Source organism: Sanguibacter sp. Z6_81 (assembly GCF_057180625.1).
The window spans coordinates 1-25,181 of the sequence record NZ_JBXUFV010000007.1; the positions used below are offsets into that span (position 1 = coordinate 1).

Below are 25,181 nucleotides of genomic sequence, written 5' to 3' on the forward strand. Positions count from 1 at the left end.
GGACCCGGCCTCCCCACCGCACCCGCGAAGATCACCAGCACCACCGTCAGCCAGACCTTCGAACGAGGCACCATCACGGCGCGGCGCTAGGCACCCGGACCCCGCCGGTGGTTCGGCACCCCGTACCGAACCACCGATCGGAGCAGGGGTGGCTCGTGCGGTTCAGTCCGCGAGCGCCATCCGGGCCATCGAGCGCGAGGCGCGGTCCATGACGACCTCGAGGGACTCCCCGACGTGCCGGTGCAGGGCGCCGAGCGCCTCAGGGAGGTCGCCCCGCAGGATCTTCTCCGCGATGTCGATGTGCTCGGTGATCGTCGCGTCGATCCGGCCGGGCTCGACGAAGTCGTGCATCCGCACGGCTCGGATGCGTTGGTTGACCGTGACGAGGGCGTCCGTGAGCCTCGGGTTGCCTGACGCGGTCGAGAGCACCATGTGGAAGCCCTCGTCGAGCTCGACGAACGCCGGGTCCGGGTCCGGTGGGGTGTCCCGCATCTCGTACCAGCGCTCGAGCTCGGGGCGCAGCACCGCGTCGTCGTGCACGATGCTCTGGTTCTCGATGGCCCGGGCCACCCCCCTGAGCTCGAGGGTGACTCGCAGCTCGTACATGTCCCGCAGGTCACGCAGGCTGGGCACGACGACGGCGTAGCCGTAGTCGGAGCGCTCGACGAGCCCGTCCGCGAGGAGCCGGGAGAGGGCCTCGCGGACGGGCGTGCGGGAGACCTCGAAGGCACGGGACAGCTTGGGCTCGGTGAGCCGCTCGCGCGCGGACAGCTGGCCGTTGAGGATCTGGTCGCGGAGCTGCTCGTAGACGATGTCGCGCAGCGGCCGCGCGGTCGCGGGCTCCGCGGTCGCGGGCTGCATCGTGGCGTTCTGCATCGTGGCGTTCTGCATCATGTCCATCAGATCGCCATCGCCGCGCGCACGTGGTCCTCGGCGTCGGTCCCGCCCCCGCCGGCGTCCACGACACGGCCGGACTCCATGACGTAGTACTGGTCCGCGGCGCCGAGGGCGAACCCGACGTGCTGCTCGACGAGCAGGACGGAGAGCCGTCCGGCGTCCGTGAGGGTGACGATCGCGTCCTCGATCTCTGTGACCACGGACGGCTGGATGCCTTCGGTGGGCTCGTCGAGGACGAGCACCTTCGGGCCGGTGACGAGCGCTCGGGCGATGGCGAGCTGCTGGCGCTGCCCGCCGGACAGCAGACCTGCGCGGCGTCCGAGGAACTGCTGCAGCGCGGGGAAGAGGTCGAGGGCGTCCCGCATGAGCGCCGGTCCCCCCTTGTGGGTGTCGGCGACGAGCTGGAGGTTCTCCCGCGCGGTGAGGTCACCGAACACCTGCTGCCCCTGGGGCACGAACGCGAGGCCCATGCGCACACGCTCGTGCGTGGGGCGCTTCGTGATGTCGACCCCGTCGAACAGCACGGCACCGGAGCGCGGCCGGAGCAGGCCGAGCGCAGCGCGCAGGAGCGTCGTCTTGCCCGCACCGTTGTGGCCGAGGACTGCGGCGACACCCGCCGCGGGGACCGCGACCGTGACGTCGTGCAGCACGAGGGAGCGGCCGTAGCCGACCTGGACGTCGCGGATCTCAAGCATCGGTGGCCTCCGTCGGGGTGGGGGTGGTTGCGCGCGGGCGGGTGCGGCGTGCGCCGCGGGTGGCGCCAGCGGACCCGAGGTAGACCTCCTGGACCCGGGGGTCGGCCTGCACCTGCGCGTACGTCCCCTCGGAGAGGACCGTCCCCATGTGCAGCACGGAGACGGAGGTGGCGAAGTTCCGGAGGAACTCCATGTCGTGCTCGACGACGACCACGGTCCGCTGCTCGCCGATCCGCTGGAGCAGCTGCCCGGTCTGCTCACGTTCGCTGTGGCTCATGCCGGCGACGGGCTCGTCGAGCAGCAGCAGCCGGGCGTCCTGCACGAGGAGCATGCCGATCTCGAGCCACTGCTTCTGCCCGTGGGCGAGGACGCCGGCCTGGACGTCACGCAGCCGTGCGAGGCCGATGGTCTCCATGGCTCGTTCGACCTCCTCGGGGACGCCGCGGCGCCGGCGCACGAGGTCGCGGAACCCGCGCCCGGAGCCGGCCGCGATGTCGAGGTTCTGCAGGACGGTGAGCTCCTCGAAGACACTGGCGGTCTGGAAGGTCCGCCCGACGCCGGCCCGCACGACCTTGTGCACCGGGCGGCCGAGCAGCTCGGCGCCGCCGAACTTCACCGACCCTGTCGCCTTGTTGAGACCGGTGATGGCGTCGACGATCGTCGTCTTGCCGGCGCCGTTGGGTCCGATGAGGAACCGGAGGTCTCCCTGGACGACGGTGAGGTCGACGCCGTCGACGGCGACGAACCCGTCGAACTCGACGCGCAACCCACGCACCTCGAGGTAGTCGTGGCGGAACCGGGCTGCGCCGCTGCCGAGGACGGCCTCGGCAGCGGCCAGGTCGAGTGCGGGCGTCTCGGGGTCGACGGTGGATGCTCGGTCCGGCGCCGTCGACGAGGAGGTCGGGGCCGTGGTGGTGGGGTCGTCGCTCATGCTGAGGCTCCCTCGTGGACGGGCGTGGATGCCGTGGCATCGGCGGACGGCTCGGCGTCGTCGCGGGTGCGACGCAGGCGGACCTTGTGCGCGAGCGACGCGAGCCCGCCCGGCAGGAAGGCGACGACGACGATGAACAGGGCGCCCTGGACGTAGATCCAGCCGGACGGCATGGACTCCGAGAGGCTCGTCTGGGCCCACGAGACGGCGACCGCGCCGAGCACGGGTCCGAGCAGCGTGGCGCGCCCGCCGATCGCGACGCCGATGAGGAACCCGATGGACGGGACGACGCCGACGTCCGCCGGGGAGATGATGCCGACGATCGGCACGAACAGGGCGCCGCCGATCGCTGCGGTCGCGGCGGCCACGACGTAGGCGACGACCTTGATGCGGGCGGGGTCGTAGCCGAGGAACCGCACGCGGTTCTCCTGGTCGCGGACCGCCACGAGGAGCTCGCCGAAGCGCGACACCATGAGCTGGCGGACGACCGCGACCATGACGAGCAGGACGCCTGCGGCGATGAAGAAGACCATCCGCTTGTTCACGGGGTCGGCGAGGTCGTACCCGAAGAAGGAGCGGAACCCGTTGAGGCCGTTGGTGCCACCGGTGACCTGCTGCTGGCCGATGAGGAGGATCGCGAAGGCGGCCGCGAGCGCCTGGGAGAGGATCGCGAAGTACGCGCCGCGGACCCGCCGGGTGAAGACCGCGAAGCCGAGGATCGCCGCGAGGGTGCACGGCACGACGACGACGAGCACGAGGGCGACGACCGGCGAGCGCATCGGCTCCCACCAGCCGGGGACCTCGCCCGTGCCGTAGAGCATCATGAAGTCGGGCACCCCGCCCGGCCCGGCGTCGGCGAGCTTGAGGTGCATGGCCATGATGTACGCGCCGAGACCGAAGAACACGCCCTGGCCGAGCGTGAGCATGCCACCGCGGCCCCAGGCGAGGCCGATGCCGACGGCGACCATCGCGAAGCACAGAAACTTGGCGAGCAGGTTGAGGCGGAAGTCGGACAGCACGGCGGGGGCGACGGCGAAGAGCAGGACGGCGGCGAGCGCGAAGCCGGTGAGCGCTCGGGTGCGGCCCGGGCGGGTCAGCCTGTCGATGATGCTGCTCATGCGAGCCCCCTCTGGCGGACGGAGACCAGGCCCTGCGGGCGGGCCTGGAGGAAGGCGATGATCGCGACGAACACGAGCACCTTCGCGATGCTCGCGGTGGTGGAGTACTCGATGGTCGCCTGGAGGATCCCGAGCGTGAACGCGGCGATGACGGCGCCCTTGATCTGCCCGATCCCGCCGACGACGACGACGAGGAACGCGTCGACGATGTAGTTGGTGCCGAGCGTCGGACCGATGGAGCCCAGGAGCGTCACGGCGACGCCTGCGACGGCTGCGAGGCCGGAGCCGATGAAGAACGTCAGGCGGTCGGTGGTCTTCGTGGAGATGCCGCTCGTCTCGGCGAGATCGCGGTTCTGCACGACGGCGCGGATGCGGCGCCCGAGCGGCGTGAGCCTGAGCACGAGGGCGAGAGCGACGACGCACACGACGGCGAGCGCGATGATGAACAGGCGGGTCTTGGGGACGGTGAGCCCGAGGATCTCGACGGCGCCGCGCAGCCACTCCGGGGCGCGGACGTCGACGTTCGGGGCGCCGAAGATGTTGCGGGCGGCCTGCTGCAGGACGAGCGCGACTCCCCATGTGACGAGGAGGGTGTCCAACGGCCTGCGGTACATCCGATGGATGAGGGTGACCTCGAGGAGCAGCCCGAGCAGGCCCCCCACGCAGAAGCCGACGACGAGGGAGACGAGCAGGGAGACGCCGGCGTCGGAGACGATCCCCTGGATGACGTACGCGGTGTACGCGCCGGCCATCATGAACTCGCCGTGCGCCATGTTGATGACGCCCATCTGTCCGAACGTGAGAGCGAGCCCGAGGGCGGCGAGCAGCAGGACCGAACCGAGACTCAGTCCTGCGAAGAGCTGGGAGAAGACAACATCCATCGGGCGCCTCCGGGCGACGTGGAAGGGGCCCGGGGAAGCTCGCGCGGCGCGCGGCCTCCCCGGGCGACGGGAGGGCTAGGACAGGTCGGACGCCCAGTCGTATCCCTCGAGGAACGGGTCGGGCTCGATGGGCTCCCCGGAGCTCCACTCGACGTGGATGAGGCCGTCGGCGCCGATCTTGCCGATCATCGCGGTCTTCGCGATGTGGTGGTTGTCGCCGTTGATGGTCACGGTGCCCTCCGGAGCGTCGAAGGACACCCCGTCAGCGGCGGCCTGGATGTCGGCGACGTCGAAGGACTCGGCCTTCTCGACCATGTTCTTCCACAGGTACAGGGAGGTGTAGGCCGCTTCCATCGGGTCAGAGGTCACGCGGTCCGCGCCGTACTCGGCCTGGAAGGCTGCGACGAACGCCGCGTTCTCGGGGCTCTCGACGGTCTGGTAGTAGTTCCATGCGGTGAGCTGGCCCTCGACGTTGTCGACGCCGATGCCGCCGACCTCCTCCTCCGCGATGGACACGGAGACCACCGGCAGGGTCTCGGCTGCGAGACCGACGTTCTTGTACTCCTTGAAGAACGCCACGTTGGAGTCACCGTTGAGGGTGTTGAAGACGGCGTCCGCGCCGGAGGACTTGAGCTTGTTGACGATCGTCGAGAAGTCCGTGTGGCCCATCGGCGCGTACTCCTCGCCGACGATCTCGATGCCGTTGGCCTCGGCGTACGCGTTGATGATCTTGTTGGCCGTCTGCGGGAAGACGTAGTCGCTGCCGACGAGGAAGACCTTCGTCTTGCCCTGCTCCTTGAGGTAGTCCATGCCGGGGACGATCTGCTGGTTCGTCGTGGCGCCCGTGTAGAAGATGTTCTCCGACGCCTCGAGGCCCTCGTACTGCACGGGGTAGAACAGCAGGGAGTCGCGGGACTCGAACACCGGGAGCATGGCCTTGCGGCTCGAGGACGTCCACCCGCCGAAGACCGCGGCGACGCAGTCGCTCGTGATGAGCTTCTCCGCCTTCTCCGCGAAGACCGTGGGCTCGGAGGCCCCGTCCTCGGCGACGATCTCGAGCTGCTTGCCCAGCACCCCGCCGGCCGCGTTGATCTCCTTGGCCGCGAGGTCGAGGGAGTCGCGGACCGTCTGCTCGGAGATGGCCATGGTGCCCGACAGCGAGTTGAGGAAGCCGATCTTCACCGAGTCGCCGTCCGTGGCGACGCAGGACTCGGTGGGGGCCGCACTGGACGTCGAGTCGGCCTTGGCGCCGCACGCAGACAGGCCGAGCGTGAGAGCGAGGATCGCAGCGGGAGCTGCGACGAGGCGTCGCGTTGAGGTCATCGAGGTTCCTTTCGGGCAGCGCTGGAGTGCGCTGGAGGCGGTTCCGGGATGAGCACCGGCCAGGTGCCGATTCCTCGGTCCCGACGCGTATACAGCCCTGTGCTCAGTGCTGTACACGCTAGGGACGGCGCATTTCCGCGGTTCGCCGGGAATGTAAACACCTCGTGTCCGGGTGTTTCGGGCGTTGTCCGCGAGGTCACGGCTCGGAGACGGCCCGCTGTATCAGGCCGCGCGGGGGTCTGCTCACGCGAACGGCGGTGCTGCCGATAGGACCAGGAGGAACACCCACCGGGCGGCACGAGGAGGACGCGCATGGATGCGATGAGCTCGATCGGCGCACGCGTCGCCGACATCCGCACGACACTCGCGACGCTCTCGTCCCGCCAACCCCCGACGACCACGCCGGCTGTCTCGTCGACCGGTTCGCACGGGGGTGCGGCCGCCCTCGGACCACTCACGCCCGCAGCCTCCCCCGGGACAGCGAGCACGGGGTCCTTCGCAGCCGCGCTCTCCGCACAGGTCACGACACAGGTCGGGGCAGTCCACGGGGCCCCGGCGGTGCAGCAGTCGACGACGATCGCCGGCCTGACGACCGAGCAGGTCGAGAACGCCCGAGCCGTCGTCGCCGCGGGGCAGGCCATGGGCCTGTCGCAGCGCGACCAGACGATCGGCGTCATGACCGCTCTGGGAGAGTCGTCGCTCCGTGTCCTCGACCACGGTGACACCGTCGGGCCGGACAGCCGTGGACTGTTCCAGCAACGCGACAACGGCGCGTGGGGCACGCTCGCCGACCGCATGGACCCCACCCGCAGCGCGACGAGCTTCTTCACCCAGCTCGCGCGCGTCCCCGGGCGGGACTCGATGGAGCCGACGGCCGTCGCGCACACCGTGCAGCGCAACGCCGACCCCCAGCACTACACCCGGTACTGGCAGCAGGCGGTGGGCATCGTCGAGCAGCTCACCGCGACCTCACCGACCACCTCACCGGGTCCTCAGCCGCGCTGGTAGACGCGCACCTCCCACGGCGCGAGGACGGTGCCTGCCGGCGCAGGATAGTTCGCGACGACGACCGGCTCGTCGAGCCAGTCCGCCAGGAGCGGGACGTCGAGCTCCTCGCCGGAGACGTTGCCGACGACGAGGAGCTGCTCGTCGTCGAGCGTCCGGGTGAACGCGTACAGCCGGGGGTGGTTATCCTCGAGCGCCTCGTAGCGGCCGAGCGCGACGAGGTCGCTCGAGTGCCGGAGGGCGATGAGGCGCTGGTAGTGCGCGAACACGCTGCGCTCCGCCGCACGGTCGGCGGTGGCGTTCACCCCGCGGTAGTTGTCGTTCACGGGGATCCACGGCTCGCCCGTCGTGAATCCCGCATGTTCGGAGTCGTCCCACTGGACCGGTGTCCGCGCGTTGTCCCTGCTCATCCGGCGCAGTCCGGCGAGCACGTCCTCCGGCGAGCGCCGCGCGAGCTCCGTGACCGTCTCGCGGTAGTAGTTGATCGACTCGAGGTCCCGGAAGTCGTCGATGTCGGCGAACGGCACGTTCGTCATGCCGATCTCCTCGCCCTGGTAGACGTACGGCGTACCGCGCTGCATGTGCAGGAGCGTCGCCCACAGGGTCGCGGACTCGTACCGGTACGCGCCGTCGTCGCCGTAGCGGGACACCGGACGGGGCTGGTCGTGGTTGCTCAGGTACAGGCTGTTCCAGCCGACGTCCGCGAGCCCCTCCTGCCACCGGCTCATCGAGCGCTTGAAGGCGACGAGGTCGAACGGCACGGGGTCGAACTTGTCGGCCCCCTGGTCGAGGGCGACGTGCTCGAACTGGAACACCATGTCCAGCTCCCGACGCGCGGGATCGGTGAACAGGCGTGCCTCCTCGACGGTGACGCCGGGCATCTCCCCCACCGTGAGGTACTCACCATCACGGTCGGCGAACACCGCGTCGTGCATCTCCTGCATGAACTCGTGCAGGCGCGGACCCATGACGAACCCGGAGCCCTCGACGTGCTCGTCGCCGTCGATCATCTCGAGACGCTTGGAGATGAGGTTGATGACGTCCATGCGGAACCCGTCGACCCCGCGGTCGAGCCAGCGGTTCATCATCGCGTACACGGCCTGGCGGACCTCCGGGTTCTCCCAGTTGAGGTCAGGCTGCTGCGGGGCGAAGAGGTGGAGGTAGTACTGCCCCGTGAGGGGGTCGAGGGTCCATGCCGGGCCGCTGAACGCCGAGCGCCACGCGTTCGGCTCCGTGGGCAGGGCCGAGTGCTCGACCTCCCGCGGCGAGCGCCACCAGTACCAGTCCCGCTTGGGGTTGTGGCGTGAGGACCTCGACTCGACGAACCACGGGTGCTCGTCGCTCGTGTGGTTGACGACGAGGTCCATGACGATCTTCATGCCGCGCTCGTGCGCCTCGGCGACGAGGGCGTCGAACTCCTCGGGGGTGCCGAACCTCGGGTCGATGCCGTCGTAGTCGCTGATGTCGTACCCGTTGTCGTGCTGCGGCGACGGGTAGATCGGCGAGAGCCACAGGACGTCGACCCCCAGCTCGGCGAGGTGGTCGAGCTTCGACCGGATCCCGCCGAGGTCGCCGAAGCCGTCACCGTCCGAGTCCGCGAAGCTCCTCGGGTAGATCTGGTAGACGACGGCCCGGGTCCACCAGGCCGGCTCGCTGGGGACCGGTCCCCGGGGCTCCGCGCGGGATTCTGTGCTCTCGGGGGTGTGGGCAGGGTCGAGGTCGGGGGCGAGGCTGCTCATCGCTCCACCTTAGGCACAGCCCACGCTCCGGCACCCGACGGGATCGGCTCTCGTCGCCGCGTGGCGACCACTCCGCCCGTGGACGCAGCGAGGGCCGGCCGCCCCGGGATCGCTCCCGGGCCGACCGGCCCTCGTGCACTGCGGTACTGCGTCCGACCTAGCGGTCGGTGACGGGCTGGATCAGAAGTCCATGCCGCCCATGCCGCCGTCGCCACCGGGCATCGCCGGCTGCTTCTCCGGCTTGTCCGCGACGACTGCCTCGGTCGTGAGGAAGAGCGCCGCGATCGAGGCCGCGTTCTGCAGTGCGGAACGGGTGACCTTGACCGGGTCGTTCACGCCGGCTGCGAGGAGATCCTCGTAGACGCCGGTCGCGGCGTTCAGGCCGTGGCCGGACGGGAGGTTGCGGACCTTCTCGGCCACGACCCCACCCTCGAGACCAGCGTTGATCGCGATCTGCTTGAGCGGCGCATCGATGGCCAGGCGCACGATGCTCGCACCGGTCGCCTCGTCGCCCTCGAGCTCCGTGATGGCGGACGTCTCGAACGCGAGCTTGCCGGCCTGGATGAGCGCGACGCCACCACCGGCGACGATGCCCTCCTCGACGGCTGCCTTCGCGTTGCGCACGGCGTCCTCGATGCGGTGCTTGCGCTCCTTGAGCTCGACCTCCGTGGCGGCACCGGCCTTGATGACCGCGACACCACCGGCGAGCTTCGCGAGGCGCTCCTGGAGCTTCTCGCGGTCGTAGTCGGAGTCCGACTTCTCGATCTCGGAACGGATCTGCTTGACGCGACCAGCGATCTGGTCGACGTCGCCGGCGCCCTCGACGATGGTCGTCTCGTCCTTGGTGACGACGACCTTGCGGGACTGGCCGAGCAGGTCGAGCGTCGCCGTGTCGAGCTTGAGGCCGACGGTCTCGGAGATGACCTGGGCGCCCGTGAGGATCGCGATGTCCTGGAGGATCGCCTTGCGGCGGTCGCCGAAGCCCGGAGCCTTGACGGCGACGGACTTGAACGTGCCGCGGATCTTGTTGAGCACGAGGGTCGCAAGAGCCTCGCCCTCGACGTCCTCAGCAATGATGAGCAGCGAACGCCCGGACTTCATCACCTGGTCGAGCAGGGGCAGGAGGTCCTTGACGTTCGAGATCTTGCCCTCGACGAGCAGGATGTACGGGTCCTCGAGGACCGCTTCCTGGCGCTCGGGGTCGGTCTCGAAGTAGCGGGCGAGGAAGCCCTTGTCGAAGCGCATACCCTCGGTGAGCTCGAGCTCGAGCCCGAAGGTGTTCGACTCCTCGACGGTGATGACACCTTCCTTGCCGACCTTGTCGAGCGCCTCGGCGATGAGCTCGCCGATCGCGGGGTCGCCAGCGGAGATCGCAGCGGTGGCGGCGATCTCTTCCTTGGTCTCGATGTCCTTGGCCGCGGTGAGCAGCTCCGCGATGACGGCCTCGACGGCCTTCTCGATGCCGCGCTTGAGGGCGATCGGGTTGGACCCGGCGGCGACGTTGCGCAGCCCCTCACGCACGAGTGCCTGGGCGAGGACCGTGGCGGTCGTCGTACCGTCACCGGCGACGTCGTCGGTCTTCTTGGCGACCTCCTTGACGAGCTCGGCGCCGATCTTCTCGAACGGCTCCTCGAGCTCGATCTCCTTGGCGATGCTCACACCATCGTTCGTGATGGTGGGCGCGCCCCACTTCTTGTCGAGGACGACGTTGCGGCCCTTCGGGCCGAGCGTGACCTTCACGGTGTCAGCGAGGATGTTGAGTCCACGCTCCATACCGCGACGGGCCTCCTCGTTGAAGGCGATAATTTTTGCCATTGGGGTGTGATCCTCCACTGGTGGCGTGTGGGTGGTCGGCAGGTGCCCGCGACGGACGGCGCGATCCCGGGACGTTCATGTCACGACGCGGGTTCGAACCTCACCGATCGACCGGTAGTTCTGTCACTCTCCTAGTGAGAGTGCTAACGCCATTATTGGCACTCGGGCATGGAGAGTGCAAGACGGGTCGTCCGGACCCGCGTCGCTGCGGGACTCGCAGCAGGCCCGATCCGCAGGACGGCCGGGAGCGGCCCGCTACAGTGCTCGGGTGAATCCCGCCACCCATGACGACGACGCCCGCACAGCGACAGCGCCCGCCGTGACGGCGCCGCACGACCGGACGCTCGGGCGCGGCTCGCTCGCGTGGCGCCTCGCAGCCGCCCTCGCCGCCCTCGCCGTCCTCGTGTCCTCGCAGTTCCTCAAGAGCAACGACTTCTTCCCGCTCGGCTCCCTCTCCCAGTACGCACAGGGCAGCGACCCGAACAAGCCGGTGCGGTCGACGAACATGCGCGCGACCACCACCGAGGGCACCGAGATCGGCGTCCCCCTCAACGCCACGGGCGTCGGCGTCGGCCGTGCGGAGATCGAGGGCCAGATCCAGCGGATCCTCGACGACCCGTCGCTCCTCGAGGGGATCGCCCGCGCCTACAGCGGCCTGCACCCGGACGCCCCAGCACTCGTGGAGATCGAGATGTTCCGTACCTCGTCAGAGCTCAAGGACGGCAGGCCGACCGGCGTCTCCACCGAAGAGGTCCTCACCACCTGGACCGTCGAGGGCACGTACGGGGCGGACGCGTGAACGCCGTCGTGCGCTGGTGGTTCCCAGCCGTCCCCCTCGCCCGGGTGGCCGTGTTCCGGGCGATCATCTACCTCTTCGTCATCTGGTCGATCTTCAGCCTCTCCAACGACGTCATCGGCCACGGGTACGCGCCCGAGTTCTACCAGCCCACGTTCATCGGGCGCCTCCTGCCGTTCCCCGAGCCGTCGGTCACCACCGCGTACGTGCTGCAGGCCATCATCGTCGTCGGCTGCCTCGTGGCTGCCACGGGACGTCTGCCGCGCATCGCGGGATGGACCGTCGCGGTCGCCTACCTCGCGTGGATGGTCAACTCCCAGGGGTTCGCGTACGTCTCCCACGACCACATGGCACTCATCCTCGCCACGCTCGTCCTGCCCACCGTCGGTGCCGCCCGGTTCACCGGCACGGGCACCTCGCAGGCGGCAGGCTGGGCGCTGCGCTGCGTGCAGATCGCCACCGTCGCGACCTACGTCGGCTCGGCCCTGGCGAAGGTCATCTACAACTCGAGCCTCGTCGGGTGGGCGAACAGCTCGATCTTCACGTGGGCGATCATGCGGCGGGGCTCGGACCTCGTGCGCTGGACGCTGGACGTCCCCGCGGTGCTGCACGTCGCGCAGTGGGGCGTGTTCCTCATCGAGGTCTTCTCGCCCGTGATCTTCTGGCTGCGCGGTCGCTGGCAGTACATCGCGATCTTCCTGTTCTTCCTCTTCCACCTGGCCACGTACCTCGCGATCGGCATCCACTTCCTGCCCACCGTCGTGTGCTGGTTCGCGTTCTTCCCGCTCGAGCGGTTGGTCGCCCCCGCGATCGCCGCCTACCGCGGTGCGTGGGCGCGGGTCCACGGCGTGCTGTTCCCGCTCCACCAGTCGTGACGCGCTCGCCCCGTCCTCGTCCCCGATCGGGGCGCGAGCGCACGCGGTCCCTGCGCCGCCACGGGATCGTCGTCCTCTCCGTCGTCGCCCTCCTGGGGGTCTCGACGTGGTCGGCGCAGGTCAGCGGGTGGGGCCCGTTCACCCCGTCCTTCCGGCACGTCGACCTCGACTCCACGGGCGTGGCGGTCGCCCCGGACGGCACGCGGAGCCTCGTCGAGCCCGGCAGCGACCTCGTCTACCTCGACGACAGCCGGGTCGCCGTCACCGACCCGGCTGCGGCGACGCAGGCTGAGCTGGACGCTGCGGCGGCCGCCCGTGACTGGCTGGCCGCCGGCACCGTTCCCGGTGCCGGTACGGAGCTCGAGGACCTCGCGACGGACGCCCTCCTCGACATCCACGCCCTCATGCTCGACGACGGGGCGGTCGTCGCAGCCTGGAGCGGGCCCTGGCGGTACGCGTGGCCGCGCGACAACGCGTTCGTCGCGGTGGCACTGTCGGCGACCGGCCACGAGGACGACGCGATCGAGGTCCTCACCTTCCTGCAGTCCGTGCAGGCCCCCGACGGCTCCTTCCACGCCCGCTACCTGCCGGACGGGTCCGGACCGCCGGACGACAGGGGGCTGCAGACCGACGCGACCGGGTGGGCCCTGTGGGCGGCGGGAGCCGTGCTCTCGCACGTCTCCGACCCGGTGGAGCGTGCCGCACACCTCGCGACCCTCCGACCGCTCGTCGACCGCAGCACCGCCCGCGCGCTCGAGCTCACCGAGCAGGGCACCGTCCTGCCGCCCCCCTCTCCCGACTACTGGGAGGTGCGGGAGCGGCGGACGACGCTCGGCACGGTCGCTCCCCTCCTCATGGGCCTCGAGGAGTCGGCGGAGCTGTACGAGGACCTCGGCGAGACAGCGCTGGCGACGGAGGTGAGCGACGCGAAGGACGCGCTGCGCGCCGTCGTGCAGGAGGAGTTCGGTCCCGGCTACGGCCGATACCCCGGTGGCGGCGACGCGGACACCGCCGTGGCCTTCCTCGGCGAGCCGTTCATGGAGCCCGTCCCGGGCGCGCTCGACGCCTGGGGCGCGGCCGTGCCGCGCCTCGCCCAGCCCGCAGGGGGCCTCACGCCGGGCGAGGGCTGGCCGGACGACGGGATCTCGTGGACCCCGACGACGACCGTGTTCGCGCTCTCCGCAGCCGCCCGCGGGACATCAGACGGCGACCGGATGGCGCGCGACTGGCTCGACTGGGTGGACGCGCACCGGACTCCGACGGGCTCGATCCCGGAGAAGGTGCTGCACGACGGGTCCCCGGCGCAGGTCGCGCCCCTCGCGTGGAGCAGCGCGAACGTCCTGCTGACGCTCGTCTACCTCGGGGACTGAGCGTCGGGCGCGACGCTCGGCGCACGACGGATGCCGAACCGCTCACGCAGCACGTGCTTCGCGGCGAACCACCCGCTGAGCCCGTGGACGCCCGGTCCCGGCGGGGTCGACTGGGAGCAGAGGTACGCGCCGTCGACACCGGTGCGGTACGGGTTGAGCCGCGCCGTCGGCCGAGCGAGCATCTGCCGCATGTTCACGAGCCCCGAGGCGATGTCCCCGCCGATGTAGCTCGCGTTGTGCTCCGCCATCTTCTCGGCCGTGACGCTCCGTGAGGCGACGACGACATCGCGGAACCCCGGCGCGAACCGCTCGATCTGGGCGGTGATCGCCTCGGTCGGGTCGACCGTGGAGCCCGCTGGTACGTGCGCGTAGGTCCACAGCGGCCGCAGTCCGGCGACGGTCCGCCCGGGGTCGACGACGGACGGGTCGCTCAGCAGGGTCATGGGGTGCTCGGCGTGCTGGCCTGCTGCCACCGCCGCCTCGGCACGGGCCATGTCGGCACGGCTGCCGCCCACGTGCACGGTGCCCGCCAGTCCGACCTCGGGGTTGGCCCATGGGACCGGGCCGTCCAGCACGAAGTCGACCTTCGCGGCGGCGTTGCCGTAGCGGAAGCGGCGCAGCGCGCGCTCGGCGCGGGGGGGAAGCATGTCACCGAGGATCTCGGCGACGGCGCGGGGCGTGGTGTCGAAGAGGTACGCGCGTGCGGATGGGAGGTCCCGGGCGGTGCGTACCGTCGCGCCCGTGCGCACCTCGCCGCCGTGGGCCTCGAGGTCGGCGACGAGCGCCGCCGTGATCGCCCCCGACCCGCCGCGCGGGATGGGCCAGCCGAACGAGTGCGCGAGCGACCCGAGGAGGACCGCGGTGCCAGCACCGGCGAGGGACGGCAGCGGAGTGATCGCGTGCGCTGCGACGCCAGTGAGGAGCGCCGGCGCGACCTCGTCGACGAAACGCCGGTTCCACAGGCCGGTGCCCTGCTCGAGGACGGCCAGCCCGAACCGCAGCGCGCCGCGGATGTCGCGCAGCGCCTCGGGGGGCACGCTGCGCTTGTCTCCCAGGGCCACCCCGAGGACGGCGTCGGGAGACGCGGCGAGCGGTCCCATGAGGCGGCGCCACGCATCGGCGTCGGGTCCGAGCGCCTCCGCGGTGCGGTCGAGGTCGCGGTAGGCGACACCGGCCCGTCCCCCGTCGAGCGGCTGGGCGTAGGCGGCCTCCGGCTGCAGGAGTTCGACACCGCGAGCCGCGAGGTCGAACTCCCGGAAGAAGGGGGAGGCCACACCCATCGGGTGCACGGCCGAGCAGATGTCGTGGACGATCCCGTCCGCGAGGTCGAGGCTCGACGTCCGGGCACCTCCACCGGGCGACGACTGAGCCTCGAGCACGACGACGCGCAGGCCCGCCCGGGCGAGGGTCACCGCCGCCGCGAGGCCGTTCGGCCCCGACCCCACGACCACGACGTCCTCGCGCACGGTCACCTCCCGTAGTCGCCGGCGAGCACCACCGAGACAGGACCGACGAGGGTCCCCACCTCGACGACGTCGTCGATCCCCAGCACCCGTGCGACCTCCCGCGCCTCGGCGACGTACTCCGGACCCTGGTAGTAGACGACGGGTGCATCGAGCGGGTTGCCGGTGTAGTCGGCGGGCGTCACGTCCGACCAGTCGAGCTCCTCGAGCTCCTCGGCGGCGCCGGCAGCGAGGCCGGAGCGTCCGGTGCCGTTGAGGACGCGGACGGCGACCTCGGTGTCGAGGTCGTCGGGCTCCTCGCTGGGGGTCGGCGGCTCCAGCGGCGTGTCCTCGTCGGTCGGTTCCGCCGGGTCGGTGGCCTCGGCGTCGTCGGGGGCCGCGGGGGCCGCCGGCTCGCTCTCGACGGGCTGTTCCGCGGGCTCGTCGGCCGGTGCGCTGGCTCCGGGGACGGGGCTCACGCCCTTCGTGTCGAGGTAGACGACGACTCCCACCGCCAGCACGGAGCACGTGACAAGTACCGCCAGGAACGGCCGGATACGGTCCCAGGCGGACACGGGCGCACGGTGCGCGCCGCTCGGTCCGTCCTCACGCGCGAGGGCGTCGAACTCGTCCGGGGGGTACGTGCTGCTCCTCTTGCTCACGATGAAAGGTTAGCCGCTGCTCCGCCCTGAACCGGCTGCGGTCAGGCGCGGGCGCGCCTCTGAGTCCGCTCACGCTGACGTGTGGCTCGCATCCGGCGAAGGCGCTTGACGAGCATCGGCTCGGCATCGAGGGCAGCAGAGGTGTCGATGAGCGCATTGAGGATCTGGTAGTACTGAGTCGCCGAGAGGTCGAACAGCTCTCGGACTGCCTGCTCCTTGGCGCCCGCGTACTTCCACCACTGCTTCTCGAAGGCGAGGATGGCCGCGTCACGCTCGGAGAGCCCGTCCGCGACCGCCGCGTCCTGCGGGACAGCCGCGTCGTCGGCGTGGGGCTCGGAGGGCATCTCGTCGCTCGCAGCCGGGACTACCTCGATCATGGCGCTCCTCGTCAGGGACTCTCGTGCGGCACCGATCTTACGCCCCGAACAACACCGGTGTCATTTGTCTGCCAGGCTCGTCCGCATGTCCCTCCTCGACGACGTCGCCCCCGACTGGGCCGCAGCACTCGCCCCCGTAGCGTCGGTCATCGACGAGCTCGACGCCCGCCTCCTCGCCCCGCCGCAGGAGCCCATAGGGGGCTCGGACCACGGTGCGGTGCTGCCTGCGCGCGCCGACGTCATGCGGGCGTTCCGCGAGCCGCTCGCGCAGGTCCGGGTCCTCGTCGTCGGCCAGGACCCGTACCCCACCCCGGGTCATGCCATGGGGTTGTCCTTCTCGGTCCAGCCGGGCGTGCCGGTCCCGCGGTCGCTCGCGAACATCTTCACCGAGCTCCAGGCCGACGTCGGGGTGCCACGGCCCGCCGACGGCGACCTCTCCCCCTGGGCGCGCCGCGGGGTGCTGCTGTGCAACCGGGTGCTCACCGTGCGGGCGGGCGCCGCGGGGTCACACCGACGCCAGGGGTGGGAGACCGTCACCGACCGCGCGATCGAAGCGCTCGTGGCTCGGGGCGGCCCGCTCGTCGCGGTGCTCTGGGGCCGTGATGCCGCGACGCTCGCCCCGGCGCTGCACGGTGTCCCGATCGTCACCAGTGCCCACCCCAGCCCGCTGTCCGCCCGCCGAGGGTTCTTCGGGTCACGACCCTTCTCCCGCGTCAACGAGCTCCTCGTCGCCCAGGGCGCGGACCCGATCGACTGGTCGCTCCCGCCCGCCTGAGCGTGCGCTCGCCCGGGGTGTCCCCGTCCCACGCCCGGCGAGGGTGAGAATGGACGGATGGACGACGAGACCTCCCCCGCCCAGGACGCCCCGGCCGACACCACGCTCGCGCCGCCCGTGCCCTGGCGCAGCTACGTCGCGATCGGTGACTCGTTCACCGAAGGGCTGTGGGACCCCCAGCCGGTGGACGACTCCCGGTGCCGGGGCTGGGCCGACCGCCTCGCGATGACCCTCTCGCACCGGCGGATCGGGGCGGGCCAGGAGCCGCTGCAGTACGCGAACCTTGCCATCCGGGGGCGGCTGCTGCGACCGATCATCGCCGAGCAGCTCCCGGTCGCACTCGACATGCAGCCCGACCTCGTGAGCCTCGTCGGTGGCGGGAACGACATCCTGCGACCCGCGATCGACATCGAGCGGCTCGTCGCAGACCTCGAGGACGCCGTCGCACGCATCCGGGCCACGGGAGCGGACGTGCTCCTCGCGACCGGGTTCGACACGGGCGACAGCCCTCTCGTGAGCATGACCCGCGGACGCGTAGGCATCTTCAACGCCCACATCTGGGCGATGGCCCGGCGGCAGGACGCACACGTCCTCGACCTGTGGGGGATGCGCGCGCTCCACGACGCGCGGATGTGGGCAGCCGACCGTATCCACCTGACGACCGAGGGGCACCGCCGGGTCACTCAGGCCGCGCTCGTCGGTCTCGGGCAGCCGACCGAGGACGAGAGATGGGACGACCCCCTCACGCCCCTGCCACCGGTCCCGCGCATCGAGTGGGCCCGGGACAACGCGATCTGGTTGCGCCAGCACGTCGCGCCGTGGGCTGCCCGACGCCTGCGCCGGGTGTCGTCCGGGGACTCCCTGAGCCCCAAGTACCCGCAGCTCGCGCCCTACGCCTGAGCGCGGCGAGAAAAACTTCTCGTCCGACCCATCCGGTCGGCGCACCGCTCCGAACCTCCCGTGACAGAGCACGCACGTCACACGTCTGGAGCACATCATGCGCACGTCACTTCCCCTCATCCGGCCCACTGCTGCCTTCGCCGCGGTCCTCGCTCTGAGCTTCGGCCTGGCGGCGTGCAGCAGCGACCCGGACGACTCCGTGGCCCCGACCACGACCCAGAGCGAGACGCCCATGGACGAGGACATGGAGATGGACATGGGGGGCGACGAGATGTCCGCCGTCATGCCGGTGAGCACGGGCGACCCGTTCGCGGACGCTCGGACCGCAGCGCAGCACATGCCGCAGACCGCGGCGACGCTAGCGGGTGGGTTCGTCACGGCGCTCGACCTCCCGGGCCAGGTGGACTCCCCCGCGGCGGACCTCCGTGCCGGGCTCACCTCGCTGCTGCAGGAGCACGTCTACCTCGCCGGGATGGCCGTGGGCACCGCGTACGCCACCGCGCCCGACTCCCCCGAGTTCGCCGCTGCGGCCGCGACGCTCGACATGAACTCCGTCGCCCTCTCCGAGGCGGTCGGTGCCCTCTCGACACCGGAGCAGGAAGCGGCGTTCCTCGAGCTGTGGCGCTCGCACGTCGGCTTCTTCGTCGACTACGCCGTCGCCATGAAGACCGGTGACACCGCGGCTGCACAGGCCGCGACGACCAGCCTGCTCGGGTACACCACGGATGCCGGTGCCTTCTTCGAAGAGGTGAGCGCTGGCGCGCTCCCGGCGGCGGACGTCGCCTCGACGCTCGAGATGCACATCACCACCCTGAGCACGGCGATCGACCAGATGGCAGCGGGCAGCCCGGACGCGTACGCGTCGCTGCAGGCGGCGGCAGACCACGTGGCGCAGGGCGCCGGCGTCATCGCCACCGGCCTCGACACCGCAGCGGACCTCGAGGGCGACCCGAACGACGAGGCGTCAGCCCTGCGCTCGGCGCTCACGGCCAACCTGCAGGAGCACGTGTACCTCGCGGGCACCGCGGTGTTCACGGCGTACACGACCGACGGCGGGACGACCTCCCCGGCCTTCACCGCCGCCGCCGGCGTCCTCGACGGGAACTCCGTCGCACTGTCCGAGGCCATCGGGTCGCTCGCCGGCGCGGACCAGGGCACGGCGTTCCTCGAGCTGTGGCGCGAGCACATCGGCTACTTCGTCGACTACGCGGGTGCGGTCGCAGCGAACGACACGACGGCTGCCGAGACGGCGCTCATGGAGCTCGACGAGTACCGGCCCACCGCGGGCGAGTTCTTCGACGAGATCTCGAACGGCGAGCTGCCGGCCGACGCGATCGCCGAGGGCCTCGGGATGCACGTCCAGACGTTGGCCGGAGCGATCGACTCGCTCAACATGGCGCTCGTGCAGCAGGGCTGATCCGCCGCACGGCGGCCGTGCGCACGACGGCGAGGCCGCCGTGCGCACGGCCGCACCCCGCCCCTCGGCCACCCGGCCGTGGGGCGGGGTGCGGCCGGTCCTGCGAGGATGACAGGGTGACGGTGCCGGAGCATGCCCCCCAGAGCGCCGCGGGCGGTGCCGTCAGGCGTCCGGAACGTCTCGCCGCGCTCATGACGCGGGTCGGGACGGGAGACCAGCCGGCATTCGCGGCGCTGTACGACGAGGTCTCCCCGCTCGTGCACGGCATCGGGGTCCGGGTGCTGCGCGATCCCGGTCTCGCAGCAGAGCTCACCCAGGACGTCATGCTCGAGGTGTGGCGCACGGCCGGGTCCTTCGATCCCGTGCGCGGGAGCGCGACGGCCTGGATCGCCACGATGGCCCATCGCCGGGCTGTCGACCGCGTCCGTTCGGTGCAGGCTCAACGCAACCGCGACGACCTCGTGGCCGTCCGCGACTACGACCGCCCGTACGACCACGTCGCGGAGTCGGTCGAGCAGGCGATGGAACGTGACCGGGTGGCGGGGTGCCTGGATTCGCTCACCGACCTCCAGCGGGAGGCCGTCGTCAGCGCGTACTACACCGGTCGCACGTACCGTGAGGTCGCGCACGACAGCGGAGCGCCCCTCCCGACCGTGAAGTCCCGCATCCGCGACGGACTCGAACGCCTGCGACTGTGCCTGGGGGTGGCCTGATGGACGAGCAGACCGCACGCGATCTCCTCGGCGCCTGGGCGCTGGACGCCCTCGACGACGTCGAGCGGGCCGGCGTCGAGCGGGCACTGCGCGCCGACCCCGGTCTCGCGGCGCAGGCGCGCGCCCTGCAGGAGACCGTCGCCGTGCTCGCGGCGAGCGGCGCGGTCGCGGCCCCCGCCCATGTGCGTGAGGACGTGCTCGCGCGCGTCAGCCAGACACCGCAGGCCACCGCTGTGCCCGGCCAGACCACCCGGGGCGCGGCCGCGAGCGCGACACCGGAGTCGAGCTCGACCGACCGTGCCCCCCGGCGAGGACGCACCGCCCCCCGCTGGTGGGCGACCGCGGCCGCGATCGCGATCGCCGCCGCGGTGCCCGGCGGGCTCGCGCTCCAGCAGGCGGACCGCGCCCAGCGGGCGGAGCAGCAGGTCGAGGCGATCGCGGACGCGCTCGCCCGGCCGGGTGCCACCCTCGTGAGCTCGGAGGTCGAGGGAGGGGGGCAGGCCGTCGCCGTCGTCACGGACGACGCTGCCGTCTTCGCAGCGAGCGACCTCCCCACGCTCGACGACCGTGACTACCAGCTGTGGGTCATCGAGGACGACGCTCCCACCTCGCGCGGCGTGCTCAGGCTCGACGACGGTGCGACGACCGTCCAGGTACCCGATGTCCCCGCCGGGAGCCTGCTCGCGGTGACGGTCGAGCCCGAGGGCGGCTCGACCGTCCCGTCGGGAGCGCCGATCGTCGCGCTCGCGACCACCTGACCGCCGGGGCGGTCCGCGGCGTCGCAGGACCTACTGGTACGTCACGAGGTCCGGGACCGGGGAGACGCCGTGGACGGTCTGCTCCGGCGTGAGCATCGGCAGGTCCTCGTCGTAGAAGTTCTTCCACCCCCAGGCCACCCCTGCGGGCGCGCCCTCGCGCAGGGTGTTCCACGTGGACTGCTTCGCGCCCTGACCACCCTGCCCGTCGGCGTGGATGACGACGGCGAGCTCGGGTCGGTCGGTGGTGATCGACGCGCGGTCGGCGAGCATCCGCAGCTGGAACTGGTGCAGGACGAGCATCTTGGGGGGCAGGGAGCCGGCGTTGGTGAGGTCGGCGAGCCACTGCACCACCTCGTTGACCTCCGCTGCGCTCACGGACCCGATCTGCCCGAGCGGCACCTGGTCGGGCGTCAGACGCCACTCCGGGTCCAGGGCCAGGCCGACGTTGGGGAGCTTGAGGAGCTCCTCGTAGAGCTTGGCCTGGCTGAGGAAGTCGGAGCGCCCTGGTTGCAGGTCGATGACGACGTAGAGGCCCGCCGCCGCGGCTTCGTCGATCCACGGCCGGATCGACTCGACCGGCTGCTCGTTGGAGTAGTTGCCGTCGGGGCCTGCCCCGGCGGCGGCCACGGTCGTGATGATCTCGAACATCGGGACGACCGTCTTGTCGCTCAGACCGGCGTAGGGGGCGGCGACGTCCTTGGCGCGCTGCACCGCCTGTGCCGCAGGCTGCTCGCCGAGCACACCGAGCGCCCCGGTGGCCGGGGAGCCGTAGATCGCGACGAACTGGTGCGTCGGGAACATGCGCTGACCGCCCCCCGGCAGCTGGAAACCACCACGGGCTGCGCGCACCTTCCAGTCGAGCGCACCCTGGGCGGCGAGCCCGGCGCCGATGGCGAGCGTCTTCGGCGCGGTCGTGGCATGCAGGGCCTCGATGACGCTCGCGTGGGCCTGCGGGTCGGGGTCCGCGGCAGGTACGAGCAGGACCCCGAGGCCTGCGGAACGCGCCGTGGCTACTGCGGCGAGCTGTTCCGGCCCGTCCACGGCGAGGACGACGACGTCCGTGAGGGCGACCGCGGGCACCGTCGTCGGCAGCTCACCGCCGGCGACCGCGGTGCCCGCTGGTGGCGCATAGGCCGCGACCGAGGACGTGAACGCCGCGGGGTCGCCGCCGGTTGCGGCGAGGGTGAGGCCCGTGAGGGCGGAGAGCGCATCGGGTGTCGCCTCGACCCGCACGGTGGTGCGCCCCGCGCTGTCGTCGTCCTCGCCGACGAGCGGCGCCACGGACCCGACGACCAGCGTGGTCGCGACGCCGAGCCGGTCGAGCTCGGCAGCGAGCGCCGCCTGGTCGGGGTCGATCGGCAGATCCGCCGCGGCGTCGGTCGGCGCGTCTGCGGGCGCGTCTTCTGCGGGCACGTCGTCTGCCGGGTCGGTCACTGCGTCAGGGCTCGCGTCCGTGGGTGCCGCAGGAGGGGCGAGCAGGAGCGGCACGCCCAGTCCGATCGCAGCGCGGGCGGCGAGCTCCTGCGCGGCCATGTCGCCGCTCGGCGCGACGACCGCGACCGGGGTCGTCGCGAAGAGCGTCTGGCTCGTGCTCAGCGCTGCCTCGGCGTCGGACGGGCCGGCGACGACCGTCAGACCGTCCGCAGGACTCGTCGTCACGAGGTCGACCAGTGGTGACCCTTCTGTCGCCTCGCTCCCCGCCGCGGTCGTCGGCTCGGCGGTCGCGCCGGTCTCGGGCGAGCACGCGGCGACGGTGAGTGCGGAGAGCAGGGCGAGGGCAACGGGTACGGCAGTGCGCTTGAATCGAGTCACCGGACAACGCTAGACCACCCGGCCCCGGGCTCATGCTCGTGCCGGGTCCGGCCGATACGGGGGTATGCCTGGACCACCCACCGACCTCCCCCGCGCGCCGAGCGGCCGGGTCCCCGAGTGGGTCCGCGACGAGCACGCCGGGCGTCCGGCACCGTCCACGACGTGGCGAGCCGCGCCGTCCGGACGGCGTCGGCGGCGGCGGCGACCTTCGCTCGGGGTCCTCCTCGTCGCCGTCATCGGCGTCGGTCTCGTCCTGGAGGTCGCGGAGCACGGCCCGGACCGCCTCGTCGCTCTCGCCGACCAGCTCCCCGATCTCGCGTCCACCTCCGGATGGTCCCCGGGGGGCGCTGCGTGGGCACAGATCGTCGCGCCAGAGGACCGGGACGCACCTGTGCCCGGCGTCGAAGAGGCGGAGGACCGCCTCGATCCGGCTCCCGTCCTCCTCGTGCGCAGCGCCAGCCATGCGTTCGCGCAGACGCAGCCCGGTGCTGCCGCGACCGACGCGCCGGTCACGTGGTCGCCGTGCCGTCCGGTGCACTACGTCGTCAACCCGGCTGGTGCACCTGCCGGCTTCGCCGACGAGGTCGCCACAGCCATGGGGCAGCTGGCAGCGGCGACGGGCCTGAGGGTCGTCGCGGACGGGACCACCACCGAGGTCCCCACGGCGGAACGGGCCGCCTTCCAGCCCGACCGGTACGGCGACCGGTGGGCGCCGGTGCTCTTCGCCTTCAGCGACGAGTCGGTCCTGCCCGACCTCGCTGGCGACGTCGTCGGGATCGGGGGCTTCTCGGCGTACGGCCCGAGCGGGCAGGTCCACGCGGTGTCCGGTTCGGTCGTGCTCGACACCGCGAGCCTGGACGTGCCGCCCGTCGGGTCCGTCCCGGGCTACGTCCCGGTGCTGCTGCACGAGGTCGGGCACCTCGCGGGGCTCGACCACGTGGACGACGCGACACAGCTCATGTACCCGACCACCGGGATCGTCACGTCGTTCCAGGTCGGCGACCTCACGGGGCTCGCCGCCCTCGGGACCGGGACCTGCGCTCCGGACCTCTAGTCCACGGACGTGACTTTTCGAGCGCGATCACTCCGGGAGCTTCTCAGGACTCGAAGCGCAATCCAGACGTTCACCACGATGAACACCAGGAGAAGGCCGAGAATCGTTTCTCTTGTGCCGAAGGACGTCGCCAGGACCGGGGACAGGAGGGACGACACCAGCGCCGGGAAGAGCCACGCGGCAAGAATGAGGGACTGAACGCGGCTCGTCATCTCGACGCTGAACCGCCGATACATCTCTTGACTCAACCACACACGCGCGATCGTGCTCTGAACCCCCGTGACGAGTGCAAGGGGATAGAGCAGAGGAGACTCGGGACTGAACGCAAGCACGAGCATGACGGGCGCGTCAGCCAGAGCGAGGAGAACGACGGCCGTCAACCGGTCGCGGGGCTTGATGCGTCCGGAGACGATCCCTCCGAGGACGCCTCCCACCGCGATCGCCGCTCCGACCATTCCCCACGCCAGCGACGCTGTGTCGCCCGTGACCTCGTACAGCACAGCGGGAGCGAGCACCAAGAACGGCTGGATCATCAGGAGCCAGCACACCACGATGTTGCACAGGGCCCACGAGAACTGCCGATCCTCGGCCACCGCACGAATTCCCGACGAGAATTTCTCGAGGAAGGTCTCGCGGACCGTCGGCGGCTCGCCATTCTCAGCACGGGCACGAACGAACCGCAGTGAGACGGCGAACACGACGAAGGTCGCGGTGTTGATGAAGAAGCAGGCCGCCGGGGAGCCGAGGAACACGAACAGCCCGCTCGCGCCCTGGGCTGCGATCAGGATCGCCGAGCGGGTGATCCCGAAGAACGCTACCGCGGCATCCCGCTCCCCTCCGTCGTCGTAGATCTCGACAAGCAGCCTTCCGGCCGCGGGCGCCCCGGAGACGCTGACGCAGCCCGCGAGGATCTGGATCGCGACCAGAGCGATCACAGCAGGACCAGCCGGGACGACCAGCAGGCAGACCCCCGAAGCAAGGTTCAGCAGCGCAGCGGTCATGGTGGTCCACAGGACGACCGACCTGGCGTCGAACCTGTCGCCGGCGACGCCGCCGACGATGACGAAGATCAGCTGCGGCAGCCGCGCGGAGGCCAGCGCGATCCCGAATGCCGCGACAGAGCCCGTGAGCTCCAGGATCGCGAATCCCAGGGCCAGGGGGATGAGCGCGTCGCCGAACGATGAGAAGAGGCTACCGATGAGGTAGTAGTTGCCCGGCCTCCTCGTGAGCAGGGCTGCTGTGCTGACCTGCGGTGGAGGCTCGGTCTCGGTCACGACTCCCGCTCGTACGCGTGTCGGCGACACTCCTTGACGATACGGACACGGGTGTGGTCGACGCGATCGTTGCGGTCCTCAGCAGTGAACCGCTCGGCGTAGGAGCCCAGCACATCCACACGTGCCGCACGGAGCGCGAGCGCCCGGAGGTAGTCCTGCACCGGGGGACGCAGCGTGACCCAGTCACTGACGATCCGGTCCTTCGGTCCAGACAGCGGCACGACCTCGAGCGTCGCGTCGAGGGGCAGAGCTGGCAGGTCCGCGACGCTCCTCGCCGCCAGCCGGACCTGGATCGAGCCGACGAGCTCAGACCGTGGAGTCGAGTGGGTCATCTTCGTAGCACCATCATCGACGTGCTTCCCTCCCCGAACCTGTCCACGCGTCACAGTATCGGCAGGGAGAGCCCAGGCCAGCGACCTCACGGGCCTCGCGGCGCTCGGAGCAGGCACGTGTGCGCCGGACCTCTAGAGCCGCCTGTCGGGTTCGAACCGACGACCTTTCGCTTACAAGGCGAATGCTCTACCAGCTGAGCTAAGGCGGCGCGCACGTCGC

Annotated in this window: 24 protein-coding genes and 1 tRNA gene; 10 read left to right on the forward strand and 15 right to left on the reverse strand. The window is 71.2% G+C overall.

Annotation, left to right across the window (positions count from 1 at the left end):
* Positions 1–162: 162 nt before the first annotated feature.
* The 6 genes from AC2AXK_RS14230 to urtA form a co-directional block, all read right to left on the reverse strand.
* A complete protein-coding gene (locus AC2AXK_RS14230) occupies positions 163–894 on the reverse strand; it encodes a GntR family transcriptional regulator (RefSeq protein ID WP_484346056.1) in 732 nt (243 codons plus the stop codon).
* Positions 895–899: 5 nt separating this feature from the next.
* Positions 900–1,592 carry an urea ABC transporter ATP-binding subunit UrtE gene (gene urtE / locus AC2AXK_RS14235; protein WP_484346057.1) on the reverse strand — a complete coding sequence of 231 codons (693 nt, stop codon included), beginning with the start codon at positions 1,590–1,592 and terminating at the stop codon, positions 900–902.
* Entirely contained in the window at positions 1,585–2,523 is a 939-nt protein-coding gene (gene urtD / locus AC2AXK_RS14240; protein ID WP_484346058.1) for an urea ABC transporter ATP-binding protein UrtD, read from the reverse strand. Before urtD ends, urtE begins: the two co-directional genes overlap by 8 nt.
* Complete coding sequence (gene urtC, locus AC2AXK_RS14245) at positions 2,520–3,641, reverse strand: urea ABC transporter permease subunit UrtC (RefSeq protein ID WP_484346059.1); 1,122 nt, start codon at positions 3,639–3,641, stop codon at positions 2,520–2,522. The genes urtD and urtC overlap by 4 nt, the downstream gene beginning before the upstream one ends.
* A complete protein-coding gene (gene urtB, locus AC2AXK_RS14250) occupies positions 3,638–4,522 on the reverse strand; it encodes an urea ABC transporter permease subunit UrtB (protein ID WP_484346060.1) in 885 nt (294 codons plus the stop codon). Before urtB ends, urtC begins: the two co-directional genes overlap by 4 nt.
* 75 nt (positions 4,523–4,597) lie before the next feature.
* Positions 4,598–5,845 (reverse strand): urea ABC transporter substrate-binding protein, encoded by a 1,248-nt coding sequence (urtA, locus tag AC2AXK_RS14255; protein WP_484346061.1) that lies wholly within the window; start codon positions 5,843–5,845, stop codon positions 4,598–4,600.
* Between the two features lie 312 nt (positions 5,846–6,157).
* On the opposite strand from urtA, the gene AC2AXK_RS14260 reads away from it, so the two are divergent.
* A complete protein-coding gene (locus tag AC2AXK_RS14260; protein WP_484346062.1) occupies positions 6,158–6,853 on the forward strand; it encodes a hypothetical protein in 696 nt (231 codons plus the stop codon).
* Here AC2AXK_RS14260 and AC2AXK_RS14265 read toward each other — a convergent pair.
* On the reverse strand, positions 6,838–8,589 hold the full coding sequence (locus AC2AXK_RS14265; protein ID WP_484346063.1) for a glycoside hydrolase family 13 protein: 1,752 nt from the start codon (positions 8,587–8,589) through the stop codon (positions 6,838–6,840). The genes AC2AXK_RS14260 and AC2AXK_RS14265 overlap by 16 nt on opposite strands.
* 180 nt (positions 8,590–8,769) lie before the next feature.
* Positions 8,770–10,404 (reverse strand): chaperonin GroEL, encoded by a 1,635-nt coding sequence (groL, locus tag AC2AXK_RS14270; RefSeq protein ID WP_484346064.1) that lies wholly within the window; start codon positions 10,402–10,404, stop codon positions 8,770–8,772.
* A 268-nt stretch (positions 10,405–10,672) separates the two neighbouring features.
* On the opposite strand from groL, the gene AC2AXK_RS14275 reads away from it, so the two are divergent.
* Genes AC2AXK_RS14275 through AC2AXK_RS14285 form a run of 3 tightly spaced genes read left to right on the forward strand, consistent with a single transcriptional unit; the run spans position 10,673 to position 13,445 of the window.
* Entirely contained in the window at positions 10,673–11,203 is a 531-nt protein-coding gene (locus AC2AXK_RS14275; protein ID WP_484346065.1) for a hypothetical protein, read from the forward strand.
* Positions 11,200–12,075, forward strand: a complete 876-nt coding sequence (locus tag AC2AXK_RS14280; protein ID WP_484346066.1) for a hypothetical protein — start codon at positions 11,200–11,202, stop codon at positions 12,073–12,075. The genes AC2AXK_RS14275 and AC2AXK_RS14280 overlap by 4 nt, the downstream gene beginning before the upstream one ends.
* The gene (locus AC2AXK_RS14285; protein ID WP_484346067.1) at positions 12,072–13,445 is read left to right on the forward strand and encodes a glycoside hydrolase family 15 protein; all 1,374 of its coding nucleotides are present in this window, start codon (positions 12,072–12,074) and stop codon (positions 13,443–13,445) included. The genes AC2AXK_RS14280 and AC2AXK_RS14285 overlap by 4 nt, the downstream gene beginning before the upstream one ends.
* Here the strand turns inward: AC2AXK_RS14285 and AC2AXK_RS14290 are convergent.
* Genes AC2AXK_RS14290 through AC2AXK_RS14300 form a run of 3 tightly spaced genes read right to left on the reverse strand, consistent with a single transcriptional unit; the run spans position 13,430 to position 15,893 of the window.
* Entirely contained in the window at positions 13,430–14,917 is a 1,488-nt protein-coding gene (locus AC2AXK_RS14290; RefSeq protein ID WP_484346068.1) for a phytoene desaturase family protein, read from the reverse strand. The two genes, AC2AXK_RS14285 and AC2AXK_RS14290, sit on opposite strands and share 16 nt — an antisense overlap.
* Positions 14,914–15,549, reverse strand: coding sequence for a LytR C-terminal domain-containing protein (locus AC2AXK_RS14295; protein ID WP_484346069.1), 636 nt, complete (start codon positions 15,547–15,549; stop codon positions 14,914–14,916). The genes AC2AXK_RS14290 and AC2AXK_RS14295 overlap by 4 nt, the downstream gene beginning before the upstream one ends.
* Before the next feature lie 41 nt (positions 15,550–15,590).
* A complete protein-coding gene (locus AC2AXK_RS14300) occupies positions 15,591–15,893 on the reverse strand; it encodes a DUF3263 domain-containing protein (protein ID WP_484346090.1) in 303 nt (100 codons plus the stop codon).
* Between the two features lie 118 nt (positions 15,894–16,011).
* Between AC2AXK_RS14300 and AC2AXK_RS14305 the strand changes: the two genes are divergently transcribed.
* The 5 genes from AC2AXK_RS14305 to AC2AXK_RS14325 all read left to right on the forward strand — a co-directional run bounded on the left by AC2AXK_RS14305 (position 16,012) and on the right by AC2AXK_RS14325 (position 20,489).
* Positions 16,012–16,701, forward strand: a complete 690-nt coding sequence (locus tag AC2AXK_RS14305; RefSeq protein WP_484346070.1) for a uracil-DNA glycosylase — start codon at positions 16,012–16,014, stop codon at positions 16,699–16,701.
* 57 nt (positions 16,702–16,758) lie between these two features.
* Positions 16,759–17,601: an SGNH/GDSL hydrolase family protein gene (locus tag AC2AXK_RS14310; RefSeq protein ID WP_484346071.1), complete on the forward strand. Its 843-nt coding sequence runs from the start codon at positions 16,759–16,761 to the stop codon at positions 17,599–17,601.
* A gap of 97 nt (positions 17,602–17,698) precedes the next feature.
* The gene (locus AC2AXK_RS14315; protein WP_484346072.1) at positions 17,699–19,018 is read left to right on the forward strand and encodes a hypothetical protein; all 1,320 of its coding nucleotides are present in this window, start codon (positions 17,699–17,701) and stop codon (positions 19,016–19,018) included.
* A 116-nt stretch (positions 19,019–19,134) separates the two neighbouring features.
* A complete protein-coding gene (sigK, locus tag AC2AXK_RS14320; protein WP_484346073.1) occupies positions 19,135–19,731 on the forward strand; it encodes an ECF RNA polymerase sigma factor SigK in 597 nt (198 codons plus the stop codon).
* A complete protein-coding gene (locus AC2AXK_RS14325) occupies positions 19,731–20,489 on the forward strand; it encodes an anti-sigma factor (RefSeq protein WP_484346074.1) in 759 nt (252 codons plus the stop codon). Before sigK ends, AC2AXK_RS14325 begins: the two co-directional genes overlap by 1 nt.
* A gap of 30 nt (positions 20,490–20,519) precedes the next feature.
* Here AC2AXK_RS14325 and AC2AXK_RS14330 read toward each other — a convergent pair whose 3' ends face one another.
* On the reverse strand, positions 20,520–22,301 hold the full coding sequence (locus AC2AXK_RS14330) for a hypothetical protein (protein WP_484346075.1): 1,782 nt from the start codon (positions 22,299–22,301) through the stop codon (positions 20,520–20,522).
* A gap of 64 nt (positions 22,302–22,365) precedes the next feature.
* On the opposite strand from AC2AXK_RS14330, the gene AC2AXK_RS14335 reads away from it, so the two are divergent.
* A complete protein-coding gene (locus AC2AXK_RS14335) occupies positions 22,366–23,355 on the forward strand; it encodes a matrixin family metalloprotease (protein WP_484346076.1) in 990 nt (329 codons plus the stop codon).
* Here the strand turns inward: AC2AXK_RS14335 and AC2AXK_RS14340 are convergent.
* From AC2AXK_RS14340 to AC2AXK_RS14350, 3 genes are all read right to left on the reverse strand, one after another.
* Positions 23,352–24,629, reverse strand: coding sequence for an MFS transporter (locus tag AC2AXK_RS14340; RefSeq protein WP_484346077.1), 1,278 nt, complete (start codon positions 24,627–24,629; stop codon positions 23,352–23,354). The genes AC2AXK_RS14335 and AC2AXK_RS14340 overlap by 4 nt on opposite strands.
* Positions 24,626–24,961: a hypothetical protein gene (locus AC2AXK_RS14345; protein ID WP_484346078.1), complete on the reverse strand. Its 336-nt coding sequence runs from the start codon at positions 24,959–24,961 to the stop codon at positions 24,626–24,628. The genes AC2AXK_RS14340 and AC2AXK_RS14345 overlap by 4 nt, the downstream gene beginning before the upstream one ends.
* Positions 24,962–25,097: 136 nt before the next feature.
* Positions 25,098–25,170: transfer RNA gene (locus tag AC2AXK_RS14350), tRNA-Thr, on the reverse strand.
* Positions 25,171–25,181: the final 11 nt, after the last annotated feature.